Annotated in this window: 17 protein-coding genes; 13 read left to right on the forward strand and 4 right to left on the reverse strand. The window is 64.8% G+C overall.

Annotation, left to right across the window (positions count from 1 at the left end; genetic code table 11):
• Positions 1 to 72: 72 nt before the first annotated feature.
• Together AB7531_RS02320 and AB7531_RS02325 are read left to right on the forward strand one after the other, a co-directional pair.
• Positions 73 to 849, forward strand: coding sequence for a DUF1223 domain-containing protein (locus tag AB7531_RS02320; protein WP_063985992.1), 777 nt, complete (start codon positions 73 to 75; stop codon positions 847 to 849).
• A 612-nt stretch (positions 850 to 1,461) separates the two neighbouring features.
• Positions 1,462 to 1,833: a DUF2794 domain-containing protein gene (locus AB7531_RS02325; protein WP_063980407.1), complete on the forward strand. Its 372-nt coding sequence runs from the start codon at positions 1,462 to 1,464 to the stop codon at positions 1,831 to 1,833.
• A gap of 148 nt (positions 1,834 to 1,981) precedes the next feature.
• Here AB7531_RS02325 and AB7531_RS02330 read toward each other — a convergent pair whose 3' ends face one another.
• From AB7531_RS02330 to AB7531_RS02345, 4 genes are all read right to left on the reverse strand, one after another.
• Positions 1,982 to 2,509: a GNAT family N-acetyltransferase gene (locus tag AB7531_RS02330; RefSeq protein ID WP_063980408.1), complete on the reverse strand. Its 528-nt coding sequence runs from the start codon at positions 2,507 to 2,509 to the stop codon at positions 1,982 to 1,984.
• A 303-nt stretch (positions 2,510 to 2,812) separates the two neighbouring features.
• The gene (locus tag AB7531_RS02335) at positions 2,813 to 3,604 is read right to left on the reverse strand and encodes a Bax inhibitor-1/YccA family protein (RefSeq protein ID WP_014490629.1); all 792 of its coding nucleotides are present in this window, start codon (positions 3,602 to 3,604) and stop codon (positions 2,813 to 2,815) included.
• A gap of 270 nt (positions 3,605 to 3,874) precedes the next feature.
• Positions 3,875 to 6,445: an ABC transporter permease gene (locus AB7531_RS02340; RefSeq protein WP_063980409.1), complete on the reverse strand. Its 2,571-nt coding sequence runs from the start codon at positions 6,443 to 6,445 to the stop codon at positions 3,875 to 3,877.
• Positions 6,442 to 7,164, reverse strand: coding sequence for an ABC transporter ATP-binding protein (locus tag AB7531_RS02345; RefSeq protein WP_441279877.1), 723 nt, complete (start codon positions 7,162 to 7,164; stop codon positions 6,442 to 6,444). The genes AB7531_RS02340 and AB7531_RS02345 overlap by 4 nt, the downstream gene beginning before the upstream one ends.
• A 55-nt stretch (positions 7,165 to 7,219) precedes the next feature.
• On the opposite strand from AB7531_RS02345, the gene AB7531_RS02350 reads away from it, so the two are divergent.
• The 11 genes from AB7531_RS02350 (at position 7,220) to lpdA (ending at position 20,816) form a co-directional block, all read left to right on the forward strand.
• Positions 7,220 to 7,855, forward strand: a complete 636-nt coding sequence (locus tag AB7531_RS02350) for an arylesterase (protein ID WP_063985993.1) — start codon at positions 7,220 to 7,222, stop codon at positions 7,853 to 7,855.
• Positions 7,856 to 8,029: 174 nt separating this feature from the next.
• Positions 8,030 to 8,566, forward strand: a complete 537-nt coding sequence (thpR, locus tag AB7531_RS02355) for an RNA 2',3'-cyclic phosphodiesterase (RefSeq protein WP_063985994.1) — start codon at positions 8,030 to 8,032, stop codon at positions 8,564 to 8,566.
• A 240-nt stretch (positions 8,567 to 8,806) separates the two neighbouring features.
• The gene (zapE, locus tag AB7531_RS02360) at positions 8,807 to 9,991 is read left to right on the forward strand and encodes a cell division protein ZapE (RefSeq protein ID WP_063980411.1); all 1,185 of its coding nucleotides are present in this window, start codon (positions 8,807 to 8,809) and stop codon (positions 9,989 to 9,991) included.
• 264 nt (positions 9,992 to 10,255) lie between these two features.
• Positions 10,256 to 11,224, forward strand: coding sequence for a malate dehydrogenase (gene mdh / locus AB7531_RS02365; protein ID WP_063980412.1), 969 nt, complete (start codon positions 10,256 to 10,258; stop codon positions 11,222 to 11,224).
• 205 nt (positions 11,225 to 11,429) lie between these two features.
• A complete protein-coding gene (gene sucC / locus AB7531_RS02370) occupies positions 11,430 to 12,626 on the forward strand; it encodes an ADP-forming succinate--CoA ligase subunit beta (RefSeq protein ID WP_063980413.1) in 1,197 nt (398 codons plus the stop codon).
• A gap of 4 nt (positions 12,627 to 12,630) precedes the next feature.
• A complete protein-coding gene (locus tag AB7531_RS02375) occupies positions 12,631 to 13,110 on the forward strand; it encodes a DUF1579 family protein (RefSeq protein WP_063980414.1) in 480 nt (159 codons plus the stop codon).
• A gap of 33 nt (positions 13,111 to 13,143) precedes the next feature.
• Positions 13,144 to 14,028, forward strand: coding sequence for a succinate--CoA ligase subunit alpha (gene sucD, locus AB7531_RS02380; RefSeq protein WP_025575976.1), 885 nt, complete (start codon positions 13,144 to 13,146; stop codon positions 14,026 to 14,028).
• A gap of 137 nt (positions 14,029 to 14,165) precedes the next feature.
• The gene (locus AB7531_RS02385) at positions 14,166 to 17,135 is read left to right on the forward strand and encodes a 2-oxoglutarate dehydrogenase E1 component (RefSeq protein WP_063980415.1); all 2,970 of its coding nucleotides are present in this window, start codon (positions 14,166 to 14,168) and stop codon (positions 17,133 to 17,135) included.
• A 176-nt stretch (positions 17,136 to 17,311) separates the two neighbouring features.
• The gene (odhB, locus tag AB7531_RS02390; RefSeq protein WP_028150479.1) at positions 17,312 to 18,559 is read left to right on the forward strand and encodes a 2-oxoglutarate dehydrogenase complex dihydrolipoyllysine-residue succinyltransferase; all 1,248 of its coding nucleotides are present in this window, start codon (positions 17,312 to 17,314) and stop codon (positions 18,557 to 18,559) included.
• A 56-nt stretch (positions 18,560 to 18,615) separates the two neighbouring features.
• The gene (locus AB7531_RS02395) at positions 18,616 to 19,377 is read left to right on the forward strand and encodes an SDR family oxidoreductase (protein ID WP_094183824.1); all 762 of its coding nucleotides are present in this window, start codon (positions 18,616 to 18,618) and stop codon (positions 19,375 to 19,377) included.
• A gap of 38 nt (positions 19,378 to 19,415) precedes the next feature.
• A complete protein-coding gene (lpdA, locus tag AB7531_RS02400; protein WP_063980416.1) occupies positions 19,416 to 20,816 on the forward strand; it encodes a dihydrolipoyl dehydrogenase in 1,401 nt (466 codons plus the stop codon).
• Positions 20,817 to 20,850: the final 34 nt, after the last annotated feature.

Here is a 20,850-nt window from a genome sequence, read left to right on the forward strand (position 1 = left end):
GATGCCCGTAAGACTACGGTGACCATCAGGCGATAGGATCTTCCCCCACGCGTGCGAGGTGTGACGTTCAACATGACTGCAATGATGGCTTCTAATCTGGTTTCGCGCTGGTCCGGTGCACTCTGGTCGGGAGCACTTGGTATCTGCGCCATCGTCGCCGTCATCCGTCCCGCCGAGGCTGATCCTCGCGCCGTAGTCGAGCTCTTCACATCGCAGGGCTGCTCCTCCTGCCCGCCCGCCGACCAGGTCATCGGCGATCTCTCCAACGACCCGTCGATCATCGCGCTGAGCATGCCGATCGACTATTGGGATTATCTCGGCTGGAAGGACACGCTTGCGGATTCGCGCTTCTCGGCGCGGCAGCGCGCCTATTCGCGCATGCGCGGCGACCGCGAGGTCTATACGCCGCAAGTCGTGGTCAACGGTTCGACGCATGTCATCGGCAGCGATCGCGCCGGCATCGAGAGCGCGATCGGCAAGACCGACAACGGCACAGGCGTAATGAGCGTGCCGGTGACGATGTCGCTTGCAGGCAAGCAGATCAACGTGTCGGTGGCGGCGAGCAAGGAGTCGGCGGTCTCGCACGGTGAGGTCTGGATCTGCTCGATCACGAAATCGGTGCCGATCGCAATCAGCCGCGGCGAAAATCGCGGACAGCAGATCACCTATCACAACGTCGTGCGCAACCTGCTCAAGGTCGGCGACTGGAACGGGCGTCCGGAAAGCTGGACGGTGCCGTTGGAAAATCTCACGCGCGACGGCGTCGACGGCGCTGTGGTCTATGTCCAGGACGGCAGCCGTGAGAAGCCGGGTGCGATGCTTGGCGCGGCGTACACGTCGCTGCACTAGATCCGATCTCTCTCGCCAACGTCGCACTCGCTCTCACGCCTCATGGTGAGGAGCGCGCCCTCGCGCGCGAGGCGGACGATGCTACGCATCGCCGCGAGAACCATGCAGGCGCGGCTGATGCAGCGCGGCCTTCATCCTGCGAGTCACCGCTTCGCGGCTCCCCACGATGAGGGGTGAGAGTTGTCTTCGCGTTAATCAGAGAGAAGTTGGTCGTGCCGGAAACATCTCGGCACAAACCAAAAAGGACCAACTTGCGTTGGCCCTCCTTGTCGCGCGTACAGACCCGATCCTGACGGCCCCGGGGGGCTGGGGGCTGAGGAATCCGGAACCGAAAGGACCGGGTCAACGCACACAGGTCTTTTCGCAATGCAGGGCGGCAGGCGCTTGGCGGAAAAGCGGCGATATCAAGATTCCTTCTAACGATCCCGTGACGGTTTGCCGCGACAGAATTCCACTCCTGCGTGTGCTCCGATTCGCACCCGATTCAATCAGTTGAGTGAAGAGCCCCTTGCGGCGGGGAACAGTTGGCGCGATCATGCAATTGTCATGATCCGCGGTTCCGGGGACGGTCCTTCGCGGATGCGATCATGCCGCGAGATGAGGAGGCGCTCGATGAGTCTGACGCCGGAGGATGCCGATCCGAGCGAGCAGCGCGCCGTGGCGCGCCCCACCGCTGCGAATGCCCAACCCAACCGGGTGACATTCAACCGGCTGGAACTGAACCGCATCCTCAACCTGTACGGCCGCATGGTCGCCGACGGCGAGTGGCGCGACTATGCCATCGACTTCCTGAAGGACCGCGCGGTGTTCTCGGTCTTCCGCCGCGCCTCGGAGGTGCCGATCTATCGCATCGAGAAGGACCCGCGGCTGGCGCGCAAGCAGGGCATGTACAGCGTGATCTCGGCGACCGGCCTGATCCTGCGCCGCGGCCACGAGCTCGAGCGCGTGCTGCTGGTGATCGATCGAAAATTGGCGGTGGTTTAGCCTTACGGACGGTGCCGTAGTGTGGGCAAAGGCGCACCGCGCCGTGCCCACCATCTTTCCTCAATCACCGGGCATGCTGGGCACGCTTCCGCCTTCGCTCTCCGAGCTACGGCGGACAAGTCGCTTTGCCCACCCTACGAGACCGAGGTTATTTCGGCACCGTACTCGCGCCCTCGCCCAGATCCCGCTGCATCATCACCGTGTCGAGCCAGCGGCCGAATTTCAGGCCAACATTGGGATGCGTGCCGATCATCTTGAAACCGCCGCGCGTGTGCACGCCGATCGAGCCGGCATTGGCGGAATCGCCGATCACCGCGATCATCTGGCGGAAGCCGCGCGCCTCGCATTCAGCGATCAGCCGGTCCAGCAGCAATGAGCCGATGCCGCGGCGGTGGAACGCGGGATCGAGATAGATCGAGTTCTCGACCGTGAAGCGGTAGGCCGGCCGCGGTCGGTAGGCGCCGGCATAGGCATAGCCGGCGACGCTACGATCGAGGATGGCGACGAAATAGGGATAGCCGCCGTCGATCAGCGCGCGGTAGCGGCGCGTCATCTCGGCCAGATCCGGCGGCGCCAGCTCGAATGTCGCGGTGCCCTCGCGGACGGCCTGCTTGTAGATGGCGGTGATGGCGGGAAGGTCGGCCTCAATGGCGGGCCTGATCTCAGGTGCGGACATGGCGGCGAGATTAGAGCCTTCCCGCGGTCACTGGAAGGGGCAACGCCGCTTCCCCATGCTCCGTCATTGCCAGCGCAGCAGCCCTCCAATCTTCTCCGCTGTCATGCCCCGCGCAGGGGGGCATCCAGTACTCCGAGACAGCGCGGCTAGAACCGAGCCGCTGCGGCGTACTGGATCGCCCGCCCCAGTGCGCAATTGCGCACAAGGCGGGCGATGACAAGCGGGGGGGCGTCGCGCATCCCGGCCCAAACAAAAACCCCGGCCTCTCGGCCGGGGTTCGTATCCGTTCTCTCGTCGAAGCGCTTAGTCGCGCTGGCCAAGGAGCTGCAGGAGCAGCGTGAACAGGTTGATGAAGTTCAGGTACAGCGACAGTGCGCCGGTGATGGCCGCACGCTCTGCGATGTCACCGCCGGCCGAGGCGTAGCCGTAGATGTAGTCGTTCTTCAGCCGCTGGGTATCCCAGGCGGTGAGGCCCGCGAACACCAGCACGCCCACCACCGAGACGATGAACTGCAGCATCGTGCTCGCCAGGAACAGGTTGACCAGGCTCGCGATGATGATGCCGATCAGGCCCATGAACAGGAACGAGCCCATCCCGGTCAGATCACGCTTGGTGGTGTAGCCGTAGAGGCTCAGTGCGCCAAACGTGGCCGCGGTGATGAAGAACACCCGCACGATCGAGGTGTGCGTGAACACCAGGAAGATCGAGGACAGCGAGATGCCCATCAGCGCCGCGAACACCCAGAACAGGATCTGCGCGGTCGAGGGGGCGAGACGGTTGATGCCCGCCGAGATCACGAACACCATCGCGAGTGGCGCGAGCATGAACAGCCACTTCAGGGGGCTGACGAACATCGCGTAGCCGAACGGCGTCAGGAACAGCTTGCCAACGCGGACGGCCTCCGGGGTCGGAACGTCGGTCACGGCGGCCATATAGACGCCGAGCGCGGCCAGGCCGGTGATGGCGAGGCCGATGCTCATGTAATTGTAGATGCGCAGCATATAGGCGCGCAGGCCGGCATCGACCGTCGCGGCGTCAACACGCCCGGCGGCCCTGCCGAAAGGAGAAGCGTAGTTACGGTCTAGGTCCGACATGGTCGAATTCCCGTTGGTTAGCCCGGTCCGGCATGAGGGTCGCCATGCCGCCGGTTCGTCAAATTCTATCTCGGATACCGATCTGTGCCGACTAAATTCTGGCTCATAATCGGGGGTCCGAACCCATTGGATATGTGGGAAACTAACACATTCGCTGCAACCGTCCACGCGCGGCTGAATGTCGCCCTCGCCCGCAATCCTGGCGAGCAGACGTGGTTAATCGCTGGAATCGTGCGATTCCGACATCGCGGGGTCGCCCGCTACCATTTGTCACAAATTCCGCAACACCGTGGCGGGCTTTTTGTTCAATGCCAGCAGCGTCCCAGCGAGCCCAAGTCCGACCGTGACGACCAGGGCCGCCGCGACCACGCCGGCCGCGCTGCCGGCCTGCCAGACGAAACTCAGCGTCATCAGCCGCGTCACGATCATCCAGGCCGCGACGCTGCCGGCGATCACGCCGAACACCGCGGTGGCAAGTCCGATCAGCAGGTATTCGAGGGCGTAGGCGCCGAGCAGCCGCAGCCGGGTCGCGCCGAGGGTCTTGAGGATCACCGCATCGTAGACCCGGTGGCGGTGGCCGGCGGCGAGCGCGCCGCCCAGCACCAGGATCGCCGAGATCAGGGTCACCGCGCTGGCGCCGCGGATCGCCAGCGCCAGATTGGTCACGACCGAGCCGACCGTCTCCATCACCTCGCGCACGCGCACGCTCGTCACCATCGGATAGGTGTCGGCGACTTGCCTGATGATCTTGCCGTCGCCGGCCGCAGTGCCGCCGGCCTCAGTCAGCGTCGCGATATGGGTGTGGGGCGCGCCCTTGAAGGCATTGGGCGAGAACACCAGCACGAAATTGATGCCCATGCCCTGCCAGTCGATGGTGCGCAGATTGCCGATTTTGGCCGGGATGTCGCGGCCGAGCACGTTGACCACGATCTCGTCGCCGAGCTTGAGACCGAGCCCGTCGGCGATCTTCTTCTCCATCGAGACCAGCAGCGGGCCGGAATAGTCGGCGCTCCACCATTCGCCCTCGACCACCTTGGAACCCTTCGGCAATTCGGCGGTATAGGTCAGGCCGCGGTCGCTTTGCAGCACCCATTCGGAATCGGTGGTGGGCTTGAGGTCCTCGGCACGCACGCCGCGCGCGGCGACGATGCGGCCGCGCAGCATCGGCACGTCCTCGACCTTTGCGCCCGGCGCGATCCGGCGCAGATAGCCGTCGAACTGCTCGGCCTGCGTGCTCGGGATGTCGATGAAGAAGAACGACGGCGCGTGCTCGGGGAGGGCCGCAAGGAACTGCCGGCGCAGATTGCCGTCGATCTGGGTGATGGTGACGAGCACGGCGAGCCCGAGCCCGAGCGACAGCACGACGGAGGGCGTCAGCGCGCCGGGCCGGTGGATGTTGGCGATCGCCAGCCGCAGCATCGGCAGGCGCGTGCGCGGCAGCCGGCGCGCGATCGTCATCAGCAGGGCGGCGATGCCGCGGAGCAGGGCGAATACGACGACGGAGGAGGCCACGAACACCGCGGCGATGCGCTTGTCGAAGGACAATCCAATCACGACCGCGATCAGCAGCGCGATCACGACGGCCATGAACACGACATAGCTCCAGCGCGGCCGGTGCCATTCGGAGCTGATGGTGTCGCGGAACAGCGCGGCGACTGGCACGTCGTGCACGCGCCCGAGCGGCCACAGGCCGAAGGCGAGCGCCGTGAGCAGGCCATAGACGAAGGACAGCGCGAGCTCGTCGGCATGCACGGCCGGCACCACCGGCAGCGGCAGCAGTTTTCCGAACAGGCCGACGATGGCGAACGGCATGGCGGCGCCGAGCGCAAGGCCGATCACCGAGCCAATTCCCGCCAGCAGGAGGACCTGCGCCAGATAGATGCCGAACACGTCGCGGCCGGTGGCGCCGACCGCCTTGAAGGCCGCGATGACCTCGAGCCGGCGGTCGATATGGCTCTTGACGGCATTGGCGACGCCGACGCCGCCGACCAGGAGCGCGGCGAGGCCGACCAGCGTCAAGAATTGCGTGAAGCGGTTGATGTTGCGCTCGAGCTGCGGCGAGGCATTGGAGCGGCTGCGGATCTCCCAGCCGGCCTGCGGCGCGGCGTTGCGCGCGTCCGCGATGAAGGCGTCGGTGGCGCGCTCGCTGTTGCCGGTATCAGGCAGCTTCACCCGGTACACCCAGCGCACCAGGCTGCCGGGCTGGATCAGGCCGGTGGCGCGCAGACCCGCCTCGCTGATCAGGAAGCGCGGCCCGAAACCGATGCCGCCGGCGAGCTTGTCGGGCTCGGCTTCGACGGTGCTGCGGATCTGGAACGTTGCGCTTCCGATGGTGACGCGGTCGCCGGTCTTCAGCGACAGCCGCGCCAGCAGCGTCGGATCGGCGGCGGCACCGAACGCGCCGTCGCGCTCCGCGAGCAGGTCGGACATCGGCAGCGGCGGCGCCAGCGTCAGCTGACCCAGCATCGGATAGGTGTCGTCGACCGCCTTCATCTCGACCAGCGCGAGCTGGCCGTCGGCGGCGCGCGCCATGCCGCGCAAGGTCGCGGCGGTGGAGACGGTGCCGCGCGAGCGCAGGAAGGAGACCTCCTCGGGCTTCGCCTCGCGCTGGAACAGCACGAAGGAGACGTCGCCGCCGAGCAACGTACGGCCCTCGCGCGCGAGACCGTCGCTCAGGCTCGCCGAGACCGAGCCGACGCCGGCGATGGCCATCACGCCGAGCGCGATGCAGGCGATGAAGACATAGAAGCCGCGCAGGCCTCCGCGCAATTCACGCAGCGCGTAGCGCAGCGACAGCGCGACGCCGTTGGGCTTCGCGAACGGTTCGGCCGCGATGCTCATGCCGGTGCAGACTGGGTGTCGATGCGGCCGGAGCGCAGGCGGATCACGCGATCGCAGCGCTGCGCGAGCGAGGAATCGTGCGTGACCAGCACCAGCGTCATGCCGCGCTCGGCATATTTGGTGAACAGAAGATCGACGATTTGTTTTCCGGTGGCCTCGTCGAGATTGCCGGTCGGCTCGTCCGCGACGAGGATGGCGGGATCGGGCGCCAGCGCGCGGGCGAGCGCGACGCGCTGCTGCTCGCCGCCGGACAGCTGCGTCGGATAGTGATGCAGGCGATCGCCAAGCCCGACCGATTGCAGCTCCTGCGCCGCGCGTCTTGCAGCGTCAGGGTTGCCGGCGAGTTCGAGCGGCACGGCGACGTTCTCGAGCGCCGTCATGGTCGGGATCAGATGGAAGGACTGGAAGACGATGCCGACCTGGCGGCCGCGGAAGCGGGCCAGCGCGTCCTCGTCGAGGGCATTGAAAGGCGTGCCTGACACCACCACCTCTCCGCTATCAGGACGCTCCAGCCCCGCCATCACCATCAGCAGCGTGGATTTGCCCGAGCCTGACGGGCCGATCAGGCCGATCGTCTCGCCCGAGGCGACCCGCAGGCTGATATCCTTGAGGATGTGAACGCGTGCCGCGCCCGTACCCAATGAAAGATTGACGTTGGAGATGGCGATGGTGTCCGGCGCGGTGCCGGCGAGCGAAGAGGTTTCGATGCGACTGTCCATGGTCCGGTCATATGGCAACTCCGCATACGCGGTCGAGAGGCGTTACGGATTCTTCATGCACATAGCCGTGTTGATGATCGCTTTGATGACGGTGGCGGATCCGGCATGGGCCGAAGCGGCAAAGCCGGTCAAGCTGGTCGTTCTCGGCGATTCCCTGAGCGCTGGCCTCGGCCTCCCGGCCCAGGACGCATTCCCCACAAAACTTCAAAAAGCCTTGCAGGCCAAAGGCATAGCGGTCGAGATGACCAATGCGGGCGTGTCCGGAGATACCTCGTCCGGCGGCCGTGACCGGCTCGACTGGTCGGTCCCGGACGGAACCGACGGCGTGATCATCGAGCTCGGCGCCAACGACGCGCTGCGCGGCATCGACCCCGATTTGACGCGTACTGCGCTGACCGACATCGTCCAGCGATTGAAGGCACGCAAGATCGCGGTGATGCTGTGCGGCATGCTGGCGCCGCCGAATTACGGCGCGGAATACGCCGCGCGCTTCAATTCGATTTATCCGGATCTTGCGAAAAAATTCGACGTGCCGCTCTATCCGTTCTTCCTCGACGGTGTCGCGGCCGACGCCAAGCTCAACCAGGCCGACGGCATTCATCCGACCGCGGCCGGCGTCGACATTATCGTTAACAACATCATGCCCACCGTGGAGGCATTTTTGCGCAACATAAGCGAGCAGCGCCGCTGAAAAGCGGGCAGCGCTAACCGTAATTCCCAGGGTTTTACCGGGGTGAGGCGCGCGATGCTTCGCAGAGTCACACAACTGCGATAGGAATCAGGGTACCGGTGATTCGTCGCCGGCTCTACAATTTGGATATGATCCTTCCCAGGGATCATGCCCAAGCATCGGGAGTGCGAAACGATGCCGCGTTTGTTCACAGGTCTGGAAATTCCGGCCGAGATCGGCCAGACGCTTTCCAATTTGCGGGGCGGCCTTCCCGGCGCCCGCTGGATCGATCCCGAAAATTATCACGTTACCCTGCGCTTCATCGGCGATATCGACGGCATGTCCGCCAACGAGATCGCATCGATGCTGTTTCGCGTTGATCGCAAGCCCTTCGAGGTGAAGGTGCAGGGGCTCATGAGCTTCGGCGGCCGCAAGCCGCGCGCGGTGGTCGCGACCATCGCGCCGAGCAAGCCGCTGATGGAATTGCAGGCCGAGCTCGAACGCATGATGCAGCGGATCGGCCTCGACCCTGAGGGGCGCAAGTTCACCCCGCATGTCACGCTGGCCCGGCTGCACGACGCGTCCGACCGCGACGTCGCCGACTATCTCTCGCTGCGCGGTTACTTCCCGAGCAAGGCGTTCATGGCCGAACGGTTTGTCTTGTTCTCGTCCCGCGCATCGACCGGCGGCGGCCCCTATGTGGTCGAGGACGCCTACGAGCTGTGTGAGTAGCACCGCTCTCGTGCCCCGGACGCGGCGCAGCGCCATCAGCGCGTTTACGCGCGTCTTCGACACGCTACGGCGGTGCGCTGCTGGGCCGGGGCCCATCGCTCCACGATGGATGTACGAAATAGTGGGTCCCCGCTCTGCGCACCGTCACTGCTTCCCGTAGCGCGTCCGGGACGCGGAACGCATACCCCGCCCACCAATTCACGGCTTGCAATTTCCGCGCATCTCTGGCGGTAAAGAGCCATGCTCTCCACCCCCAGTTCCTCATTCCGCGAGGCATACCAGGCCCAGATCGCGTCCGGCGCGATCGAGCCCGATGCTGCGCAGGCCGACATCGCCGAAGCCTATGCGGCGCTCGACCAACGGCTCGCGAACTACAAGCCGCAGCGCAAGCAGGGCCTGCTCAGCCGTTTGTTCAGCGGCGACAAGGACGAGGCGCCGCGCGGGCTCTACGTCCATGGCGAAGTCGGCCGCGGCAAGACCATGCTGATGGACCTGTTCTTCCAGCACAGTACCGTCGAGCACAAGCGCCGCGCGCATTTCCACGAGTTCATGGCGGAAGCGCATGAGCGCATCTACGATTATCGCCAGGGCATCTCGCGCGGCGAGATCGCCGATGGCGACGTCATCACGCTGACCGCGAACGCGATCTTTGAGGAAAGCTGGCTGCTTTGCTTCGACGAATTCCACGTCACCGACATCGCGGACGCGATGATCCTCGGCCGCCTGTTCGCAAAGCTGTTCGAGCTCGGCACCGTGGTGGTCGCGACCTCCAACGTCGCACCCGACGATCTCTACAAGGGCGGCCTGAACCGTTCGCTGTTCCTGCCCTTCATCAAGCAGATCACCGACCACATGGACGTGTTGCGGCTCGATGCGCGCACGGATTTCCGCCTGGAAAAGCTTCAGGGCGTGCCGATGTGGCTGACGCCGGCCGACGGCGACGCGGACGCAGCCCTCGACCGCGCCTGGTCGAAGATGACCGGCGGCGCCAAATGCAAGTCGCGCGATATTTCGTTCAAGGGCCGCATCCTGCACGTGCCGTGCTCGGCCCATGGCGTGGCGCGGTTCGGATTTGCGGATCTCTGCGAAAAACCGCTCGGCGCGTCCGACTACCTCCGCCTCGCGCACGACTATCACACCATCCTGGTCGACCATATTCCAGTGATGGATTTTTCCCAGCGCAACGCCGCCAAGCGTTTCATCACGCTGATCGATACGCTCTATGACAATGCCGTGAAGCTGATGGCCTCGGCCGATGCCAATCCGATCTCGCTCTACCTCGCCCACGAGGGCAACGAGGCCATGGAGTTCAAGCGGACGGCCTCGCGCCTGATCGAGATGAGCTCGGAATCCTATCTGGCGCTGCCTCACGGCCGCAAGGATTCCACCGCCAGCGGCTCCACCAAGGGTCTGGTGGAGACTTAAGTCCTATTTGCCAGCGCTGTCATTCCGGGGCGTCGCAAAGCGACGAGCCCGGAATCCATACTCCCGCTGGTGGTTATGGATTCTCAGATGCGCAATTGCGCATCGTAGCTCGCGACTTTCGTCGCGCCCCGGAATGACAGGGATGCGCTTCAATGTTCGCCAAGCCCGACAATTGGGCATCCACCGACTTGAACGGGGGGAGCGAAAGGGATAACCACCCGTCTCAGTTTTCCCCTCCTTAACGTGTCTAAAGGACAGGTTCACATGGCGCGCGACAAGATTGCTTTGATTGGCTCCGGTCAGATCGGCGGAACGCTGGCTCATCTCATCGGCCTGAAAGAACTGGGCGACGTGGTGATGTTCGACATCGCCGAGGGCGTGCCGCAGGGCAAGGCGCTCGACATCGCCCAGTCCTCGCCGGTCGACGGTTTTGACGCGCACTACACCGGCGCCAATTCGTACGAAGCCCTCGACAACGCCAAAGTCTGCATCGTCACCGCCGGCGTGCCGCGCAAGCCCGGCATGAGCCGCGACGATCTCCTCTCCATCAACCTGAAGGTCATGGAGCAGGTCGGCGCCGGCATCAAGAAATACGCCCCCGACGCCTTCGTCATCTGCATCACCAACCCGCTCGACGCGATGGTGTGGGCGCTGCAGAAGGCTTCGGGCCTGCCGCACAAGAAGGTCGTCGGCATGGCCGGCGTGCTGGATTCCTCGCGCTTCCGCTACTTCCTGGCCGACGAGTTCAACGTCTCGGTCGAGGACGTCACCGCCTTCGTGCTCGGCGGACACGGCGACACCATGGTGCCGCTGGTGAAGTACTCCACCGTCGCCGGCATTCCGCTGCCCGACCTCGTCAAGATGGGCTGGACCTCGCAGGCGCGCCTCGACGAGATCGTCGACCGCACCCGCAACGGCGGCGCCGAGATCGTCAATCTGCTCAAGACCGGCTCGGCCTTCTACGCGCCTGCTGCTTCCGCGATCGCGATGGCCGAGAGCTATCTGCGGGACAAGAAGCGCGTGCTGGCCAGCGCCGCCTACCTCAACGGCGAATACGGCGTGAAGGACATGTATGTCGGTGTGCCCGTCGTGATCGGCGCCAAGGGTGTCGAGCGCGTCGTCGAGATCGAGCTCACCGGCAAGGACCGCGAGGCGTTCGACAAGTCGGTCGGCGCCGTACAGGGCCTGGTCGATGCCTGCAAGAAGATCGCACCCGATCTTCTCGGCCGCTAAGCGAGAGCAATCCCCGCCGAAGATCGAAAAACCGGTCTTCGGCGGTTTCATTTCCGGGCCCCGCGTCGGGCGGCGCCCGGTTCGGCAGTCCAGAGATCTCGATGTCAAAGAATCCGGGTTGCAGTTCCTGTGGTATATGGTATGCCAGCCACAAGACTGAGGTGGGCCCTAGAGGTCACCGCCCGCGGGTTCAGGGAGCGACCATATGAATATCCATGAATATCAGGCCAAGGCGCTGCTGAACGAGTTCGGCGTCGCGATCTCAAAGGGCGTCCCCGTCCTGAAGCCCGCGGACGCGGAAGCTGCCGCCAAGGCCCTCCCGGGCCCGGTCTGGGTGGTGAAGAGCCAGATCCACGCTGGTGGCCGCGGCAAGGGCAAGTTCAAGGAAGCCTCGGCCGGCGACAAGGGCGGCGTCCGCATCGCCAAGTCGGCCGCTGAGGTCACCGAATTCGCCAAGCAGATGCTGGGCGCGACCCTCGTGACGATCCAGACCGGCCCCGCCGGCAAGCAGGTCAACCGCCTCTATATCGAGGACGGCTCCGACATCGACAAGGAATTCTATCTCTCGCTCCTGGTCGACCGCGAGACCTCCCGCGTCTCCTTCGTGGTGTCGACCGAAGGCGGCGTCAACATCGAGGACGTCGCGCACAACACGCCCGAGAAGATCGTCACCTTCTCGATCGATCCCGCGACCGGCATCATGGGCCATCACGGCCGCACCGTTGCGAACGCGCTGAAGCTGTCCGGCGATCTCGCCAAGCAGGCCGAAAAGCTCACCGCGCAGCTCTACACCGCCTTCGTCGCCAAGGACATGTCGATGCTGGAGATCAACCCGCTGGTCGTGACCAAGCAGGGCCAGCTCCGCGTGCTCGACGCCAAGGTGTCGTTCGACGACAACGCGCTGTTCCGTCATCCCGAGGTGCTCGCGCTACGCGACGAGACCGAGGAAGACGCCAAGGAAATCGAGGCGTCGAAATACGATCTCAACTACGTCACCCTCGACGGTAACATCGGCTGCATGGTCAACGGCGCCGGCCTCGCCATGGCGACGATGGACATCATCAAGCTCTACGGCATGGCGCCGGCGAACTTCCTCGACGTCGGCGGCAGCGCCAGCAAGGAGAAGGTTGCGGCCGCCTTCAAGATCATCACCGCCGATCCCAACGTGAAGGGCATCCTGGTCAACATCTTCGGTGGGATCATGAAGTGCGACGTGATCGCCGAGGGCGTCACGGCCGCCGTGCGCGAGGTCGGCCTCAGCGTGCCGCTGGTGGTTCGCCTCGAAGGCACCAATGTCGAGCTCGGCAAGAAGATCATCCGTGAATCCGGCCTGAACGTGGTGCCGGCCGACAATCTCGACGACGCCGCGCAGAAGATCGTGAAGGCCGTCAAGGGAGGCTAAGGCCATGACCCAGGACCATCTCGCCGCATCATCTCCGCTTGCAGAGCACACGCGCCTCGCCGCGTTCGCCGGCGAATGGAATGGCGAAGAGGTGGTCTTCCCGTCACGCTGGACGGAGGGTGGGCCGGCAACTTCGCATGTCGTCGCGCGCATGGACCTGAACGGATTCTACCTGATCCAAGATGCTGTCCAGATCCGCGACGGCAAGCAGGTCTTCGCCACCCACGGCCTCTTCACCTACGATCGTGAGGACCGGACCTACAAATTGTTCTGGTACGACTCGCTCGGCTATACGCCGCCCTCGCCCGCCTCCGGCGGCTGGGTCGGCAAGACCCTGACGCTGGTGCGCGGCTCGCTCCGCGGCAATGCGCGCCACGTCTACGAAATCATCGACGACAATTCCTACTCGTTGAAGATCCAGTTCTCGCCGGACGCGGAAGGCTGGGCCGACGTGCTCACCGGCATCTACCGCCGCATCCACTGACCTCTCACTCGTTAGTTCGCGAAAGCAGACCTCATGTCCATCCTGATCGACAAGAACACCAAGGTCATCTGCCAGGGCTTCACCGGCAAGAACGGCACCTTCCACTCGGAGGCCGCGCTCGCCTACGGCACCAAGATGGTCGGCGGCACCTCGCCGGGCAAAGGCGGCGCCACGCATCTGGGCCTGCCGGTGTTCGACACGGTGCGCGAGGCGCGTGAGAAGACCGGTGCCGATGCGTCGGTGATCTACGTGCCGCCGCCGGGCGCGGCCGATGCGATCTGCGAAGCCATCGACGCGGAGATCCCGCTGATCGTCTGCATCACCGAAGGCATTCCTGTTATCGACATGGTGCGCGTGAAGCGCTCGCTGGCCGGTTCCAAGTCGCGCCTGATCGGGCCGAACTGCCCGGGCGTCATGACCGCCGGCGAGTGCAAGATCGGCATTATGCCCGCCAACATCTTCAAGACCGGCAGCGTCGGCATCGTCTCCCGCTCCGGCACGCTGACCTATGAAGCCGTGTTCCAGACCTCGCAGGAAGGCCTCGGCCAGACCACCGCGGTCGGCATCGGCGGCGACCCGGTCAAGGGCACCGAGTTCATCGACGTGCTGGAAATGCTGCTCGCCGACCCCAAGACCGAATCGATCATCATGATCGGCGAGATCGGCGGTTCCGCCGAGGAAGACGCCGCCCAGTTCCTCAAGGACGAGGCCAAGCGCGGCCGCAAGAAGCCGATGGTCGGTTTCATTGCCGGTGTCACCGCGCCTCCCGGCCGCCGCATGGGCCATGCCGGCGCGATCATCTCCGGCGGCAAGGGCGACGCCGGTTCCAAGACCGATGCGATGAAATCGGCTGGGATTACAGTGTCTCCGTCTCCCGCCCGCCTCGGCCACACGCTTGCCGAAAAGTTGAAAGGCTAATTCACTTCTTCGTACTTTTCCGGGCGAAGTTTCGTAGCAAATAGGATAAATGGTGCCTGTCGCGCTGGGCCTCTGCCGGGGAGCTCAGCGCCAGCGCCGTTTGTTATGCGCGAACCGAAATCGCCAGGAACTTAAGCATGTCTCGCCAGGACGCGAACGCAGCCTTTGCCCTCTCTTCCTTTTTGCAGGGCACCAACGCCACCTACATCGACGAAATCTACGCCCGCTACGAGAAGGACCCGTCCTCGGTCGACGCCGAGTGGCAGGAGTTCTTCAAGAGCCTCAACGACCAGCCCGGCGATATCAGCAAGAATGCCGAAGGCCCGTCCTGGGAGCGCGCCAACTGGCCGCTGACCCCGCAGGACGACCTCACCTCCGCCCTCGACGGCAACTGGGCCCAGGTCGAGAAGGCGGTCGGTGCCAAGATCGCCGCCAAGGCGCAGGCCCAGGCGGGCAACAAGGGCGCTGATTTCTCGTCCGCCGACCTGCTCCAGGCCACGCGCGACTCGGTCCGCGCGCTGATGCTGATCCGCTCCTACCGCATGCGCGGCCACTTCCACGCCAAGCTCGATCCGCTCGGCATCGAAGCCCCGCGCAACCGCGAAGAGCTCGATCCGCGCACCTACGGCTTCAGCGAAGCCGATTTCGACCGCAAGATCTTCCTCGATCACGTGCTCGGTCTCGAATACGCCACGCTGCGCGAGATCACCGCGATCTGCGAGCGCACCTACTGCCAGACGCTCGGCGTCGAGTTCATGCACATCAGCAACGCCGCGCAGAAGGCGTGGATCCAGGAGCGCATCGAGGGGCCGGACAAGGAAATCTCGTTCACCCGCGAAGGCCGGCGCGCCATCCTGACGAAGCTGGTCGAAGCCGAAGGCTTCGAGAAGTTCTGCGACACCAAGTTCACCGGCACCAAGCGCTTCGGCCTCGACGGCGGTGAATCGCTGATTCCCGCGCTCGAGCAGATCATCAAGCGCGGCGGCAATCTCGGCGTGAAGGAAGTCGTGCTCGGCATGCCGCATCGCGGCCGCCTCAACGTGCTGACCCAGGTGATGGGCAAGGCGCACCGCGCCCTGTTCCATGAATTCAAGGGCGGCTCGGCCAACCCTGATGCTGTCGAAGGCTCCGGCGACGTCAAATATCACCTCGGCGCCTCCTCGGACCGCGAGTTCGACGGCAACCGCATCCATCTGTCGCTGACCGCCAACCCCTCGCATCTCGAGATCGTCGATCCCGTGGTGCTCGGCAAGGTCCGCGCCAAGCAGGACCAGCACGGCGATCCGCCGGACCAGCGCATCTCGGTGATGCCGCTCCTGATGCATGGCGACGCGGCGTTCGCCGGCCAGGGCGTGGTCGCGGAATGCTTCGGCCTGTCTGACCTGAAGGGCTACCGCACCGGCGGCTCCGTGCACTTCATCGTCAACAACCAGATCGGCTTCACCACCTATCCGCGCTACTCGCGCTCGTCGCCCTATCCGTCGGATGTGGCGAAGATGATCGACGCGCCGATCTTCCACGTGAACGGCGACGATCCGGAAGCAGTGGTTTTCGCGGCCAAGGTCGCGACCGAATTCCGGCAGAAATTCCACAAGCCCGTCGTCATCGACATGTTCTGCTACCGCAGGCATGGCCATAACGAAGGCGACGAGCCGGCTTTCACCCAACCGGTGATGTACAAGAGGATCGCGGCCCATCCGTCGACGCTCGAGCTCTACGCCCGCCGCCTGATCAGCGAAGGCGTGATGACCGAGGGCGAGGTCGACAAGGCCAAGGCCGATTGGCGCGCGCGGCTCGACGCCGAGTTCGAGGCCGGCACCTCCTACAAGCCGAACAAGGCCGACTGGCTCGATGGCAAGTGGTCCGGCTTCAAGATCGCCGACCAGGAAGAGGATGCGCGCCGCGGCGTCACCGGCGTCGACACCGCCGAGCTGAAGGAAATCGGCCGCAAGATCACCAAGGTGCCGGATGGCTTCCGCGTCCACCGCACCATCCAGCGCTTCCTCGACAATCGCGCCAAGGCAATCGACACCGGCGCCGGCATCGATTGGGCGACCGGTGAAGCACTGGCGTTCTGCACGCTGCTCAACGAGAACCACCATGTCCGCCTGTCGGGCCAGGATTCCGAGCGTGGCACCTTCTCGCAGCGCCATTCGGTCCTGATCGACCAGGAAGACGAGAGCCGCTACACGCCGTTCAACCATCTCGGCCACGAGCAGGGCCATTACGAGGTCATCAACTCGCTGCTGTCGGAAGAAGCCGTGCTCGGCTTCGAATACGGCTACTCGCTCGCCGAGCCGAACACGCTGACCCTGTGGGAAGCCCAGTTCGGCGACTTCGCCAACGGTGCGCAGGTCGTGTTCGACCAGTTCATCTCCTCGGGCGAACGCAAATGGCTGCGCATGTCCGGCCTCGTCTGCCTCTTGCCGCACGGCTATGAGGGCCAGGGACCGGAGCACTCCTCGGCGCGTCTGGAGCGTTATCTGCAGATGTGCGCCGAAGACAACATGCAGGTGGTCTACCCGACCACGCCGGCGAACTACTTCCACGTGCTGCGTCGCCAGCTTCATCGCGAGATCCGCAAGCCGCTGATCCTGATGACGCCGAAGTCGCTGCTGCGCCACAAGCGGGCGGTGTCGCGCCTCGAGGAGCTCGCGAAGGGAACGACCTTCCACCGCATCCTCTATGATGACGCCCAGATGCTGCCGAACGAGGCGATCAAGCTCGTCCCCGACGAGAAGGTCCGCCGCATCGTGCTCTGCTCCGGCAAGGTCTATTACGACCTCTACGAGGAGCGCGAGAAGCGCGGCATCGACGACATCTACCTGATGCGCGTCGAGCAGCTTTATCCGGTGCCGCTGAAGGCGCTGGTGGCCGAGCTGTCGCGCTTCAAGAAGGCTGAAGTGGTGTGGTGCCAGGAAGAGCCCCGCAACATGGGCGCCTGGCACTTCATCGAGCCCTATCTGGAATGGGTGCTGAACCAGGTGCACGGTGTGAGCCGGCGTCCGCGTTATGTCGGCCGCGCCGCTTCCGCCGCGACCGCCACTGGTCTGATGTCCAAGCATCAGGCGCAGTTGAAGGCGTTCCTGGACGAAGCACTGAGCTGATCTTTCTGAACTGCGTCATGCCCCGCCTCGTGCGCAATCGCGCACTGGAGCGGGGCACCAGTACGCCGCGGCGTCCGTGCAGAATACGAACGTCCGGCTTGCTGGATGGCTTGCCTTTCGCGGGCCGATGACGACCGAATTTTTGACCGCACCGGCGATCCCTTAAGGAAAAGACCATGACTGAAATTCGTGTGCCGACGCTCGGCGAATCCGTCACCGAGGCCACCATCGGCCGCTGGTTCAAGAAGGCCGGCGATCCCGTCGCCGTCGACGAGCCCTTGGTGGAGCTCGAGACCGACAAGGTCACCATCGAAGTCCCGGCGCCCTCCGCCGGCACGCTGAGCGAGATCGTCGCTGCCGATGGCGCAACCGTTGCGGTCGGTGCGCTGCTCGGCCAGATCACCGACGGTGCCGGCGCTGCGAAGCCCGCCGCTGCTCCCGCGAAGCCCGCCGCCGCTGCTGCTCCGGCCGCCGTGGCTGCTGCTCCTGCGCCGGCTCCGGCCGCGAAAGCGCCGCCGGCCGACGCCCCGCTCGCCCCGTCCGTGCGAAAGCTCTCGGCCGAGACCGGCATCGACGCTTCGACCGTTCCGGGCTCCGGCAAGGACGGCCGCGTCACCAAGGGCGACATGCTCGCCGCGATCGAGCGTGCGGCCTCCGCGCCGACCCCGGTCAACCAGCCCGCCGCCGCCGTCCAGGTCCGCGCGCCGTCGCCCGCCGATGACGCCGCCCGCGAAGAGCGCGTCAAGATGACCCGTCTGCGCCAGACCATCGCGCGCCGCCTCAAGGACGTGCAGAACACCGCGGCCATGCTGACGACCTTCAACGAGGTCGACATGACCAACGTGATGGCGCTACGCGCCCACTACAAGGATGCGTTCGAGAAGAAGCACGGCTCGAAGCTCGGCTTCATGGGCTTCTTCACCAAGGCCGTCGTGCAGGCGCTGAAGGACATCCCGGCGGTCAACGCCGAGATCGACGGCACCGATCTGATCTACAAGAACTACTACCACATCGGCGTCGCCGTCGGCACCGACAAGGGTCTGGTCGTGCCGGTCGTGCGCGACTGCGACAACAAGTCGATCGCCGACATCGAGAAGGGCATCGCCGATTTCGGTCGCCGCGCCCGTGACGGCCAGCTCAAGATCGACGAGATGCAGGGCGGCACCTTCACCATCACCAATGGCGGCATCTACGGCTCGTTGATGTCGACCCCGATCCTGAACGCGCCGCAGTCCGGCATCCTCGGCATGCACAAGATCCAGGAGCGGCCGATGGTCGTCGCCGGCAAGATCGAGGTCCGCCCGATGATGTACCTGGCACTGTCCTACGATCACCGCGTCATCGACGGTAAGGAAGCCGTCACCTTCCTGGTCCGCGTCAAGGAGAGCCTGGAAGATCCGGCGCGCCTGGTGCTCGATCTCTGATCCCTGAAGCTCTGCGAGCGCCGTCGCCTTAATCGTGCGACGGCGCGGGTCGAACCATGGAGGCGCGCGTGACGGATAAAGTCGTTGTCATCACCGGCGGCAGCCGCGGCATCGGGCGGGCGACCGCGATTGCGGCGGCCGCGCGCGGCTTCCGTGTCGTCGTCGGCTACGCCAGCAACAAAACGGCTGCTGACGAGGTGGTCGCCCAGATCGCGGCCAGCAACGGCAAGGCCATCGCGGTGAAATGCGATGTCGCCGAGGAAAGCGACATCATCGAGCTGTTCAAGGCTGCCGACAAGTTCGGCACGCTCGGTGCACTCGTCAACAATGGCGGCATCGTCGGCCAGAGCGGCGTGCGCGTCGACGAGATGTCGGCGGAGCGCATCCGGCGCGTGATGGCCGTCAACGTCACCGGCTCCATCCTCTGCGCGCGCGAAGCGGTGAAGCGGATGTCGACCAAGCACGGCGGCCAGGGCGGCGTCATCGTCAATCTGTCATCGGTCGCTGCCAGACTTGGTGCGCCGAATACCTATGTCGACTATGCCGCGTCCAAGGGCGCGATCGATTCCTTCACCGTCGGTCTCGGCTATGAGGTCGCAGGCGAAGGCATTCGTGTCGCGGGCATCCGCCCCGGCCTGATCGACACCGAAATCCACGCCGCCGGCGGCGAGCCCGATCGCGCCCATCGTCTGGCCCATATGGTGCCGATGAAGCGCGTCGGTACCGCCGACGAAATCGCCAACGCCATCGTCTGGCTGATGTCGGACGAAGCCTCCTACGTCACCTCGGCCATTCTCGATGTGTCCGGCGGACGCTGACACATCCTCATCACGCTAAACTTACGGGACTTTCTCTCATGGCTACCTACGATCTCGTCGTCATCGGCACCGGACCTGGCGGTTATGTCTGCGCGGTGCGCGCGGCCCAGCTCGGCATGAAAGTCGCCGTGGTCGAAAAGGACGCCACGCTCGGCGGCACCTGCCTGAACGTCGGCTGCATGCCGTCGAAGGCGCTGCTGCACGCGTCCGAAATGTTCGAGGAAGCCGCGCACTCCTTCGCCAAGATGGGCGTTTCCGTTTCCGCGCCGAAGCTCGAGCTTCCGGCGATGATGAACTTCAAGCAGCAGGGCATCGACGGCAACGTCAAGGGTGTCGAGTTCCTGATGAAGAAGAACAAGATCGACGTGCTCAAGGGCACCGGCAAGATCCTGGGCACCGGCAAGGTGGAAGTGTCCGCCGACGGCAAGTCGCAAGTGGTCGAGACCAAGAACATCGTCATCGCGACCGGCTCCGACATCGCGCGCCTCAAGGGCATCGAGATCGACGAGAAGCGCATCGTGTCGTCCACCGGCGCGCTGTCGCTGGACAAGGTCCCCGGCAAGCTCTTGATCGTCGGCGCCGGCGTGATCGGCCTCGAACTCGGCTCGGTGTGGAAGCGGCTCGGCGCTGAAGTCGTCGTCGTCGAATTCCTCGATCGCATCCTGCCCGGCATGGATGGCGAGATCGCCAAGCAATTCCAGCGCATCCTGGAGAAGCAGGGCTTTGCATTCAAGCTCGGCGCCAAGGTCACCGCCGTCGACACCTCCGGCAAGTCGCTGAAGGCGACCATCGAGCCTGCGGCCGGCGGCGCTGCCGAGACGCTGGAAGCCGACGTCGTTCTCGTCTGCATCGGTCGCGTGCCGTACACGGATGGGCTCGGCCTGAAGGAAGCCGGCGTGGCGCTGGACAATCGCGGCCGCGTGCAGATCGATCCGCATTTCGCGACCAGCGTGAAGGGCGTCTATGCCATCGGCGACGTCGTCGCGGGCCCGATGCTCGCGCACAAGGCCGAGGATGAAGGCGTAGCCGTTGCGGAGATCATCGCAGGGCAGGCCGGCCACGTGAACTACGACGTTATCCCAGGCGTCGTGTATACCACGCCAGAAGTGTCCTCCGTCGGCAAGACCGAGGAGGAGCTGAAGCAGGCGGGTCAAGCGTATACCGTTGGGAAGTTTCCCTTTACCGCCAACGGCCGCTCCAAGGTCAACCAGACCACCGACGGCTTCGTGAAGATTCTCGCAGATGCGAAGACCGATCGCGTGCTCGGCGTGCACATTATCGGCCGTGAAGCCGGCGAAATGATCCATGAGGCCTGCGTTCTCATGGAGTTTGGCGGCAGCGCGGAAGATCTTGCGCGCACCTGCCACGCGCATCCGACCCGTTCAGAGGCCATCAAGGAAGCCGCGCTTGCGGTGGGCAAGCGGGCCATCCATATGTAGGCGACGCGCCTAGCGTCGAATCGGGCGGGAAACA

It is taken from the genome of Bradyrhizobium sp. 63_E2_N1_3, from assembly GCF_052076005.1.
In the GTDB taxonomy this organism is placed as follows: domain Bacteria; phylum Pseudomonadota; class Alphaproteobacteria; order Rhizobiales; family Xanthobacteraceae; genus Bradyrhizobium; species Bradyrhizobium barranii.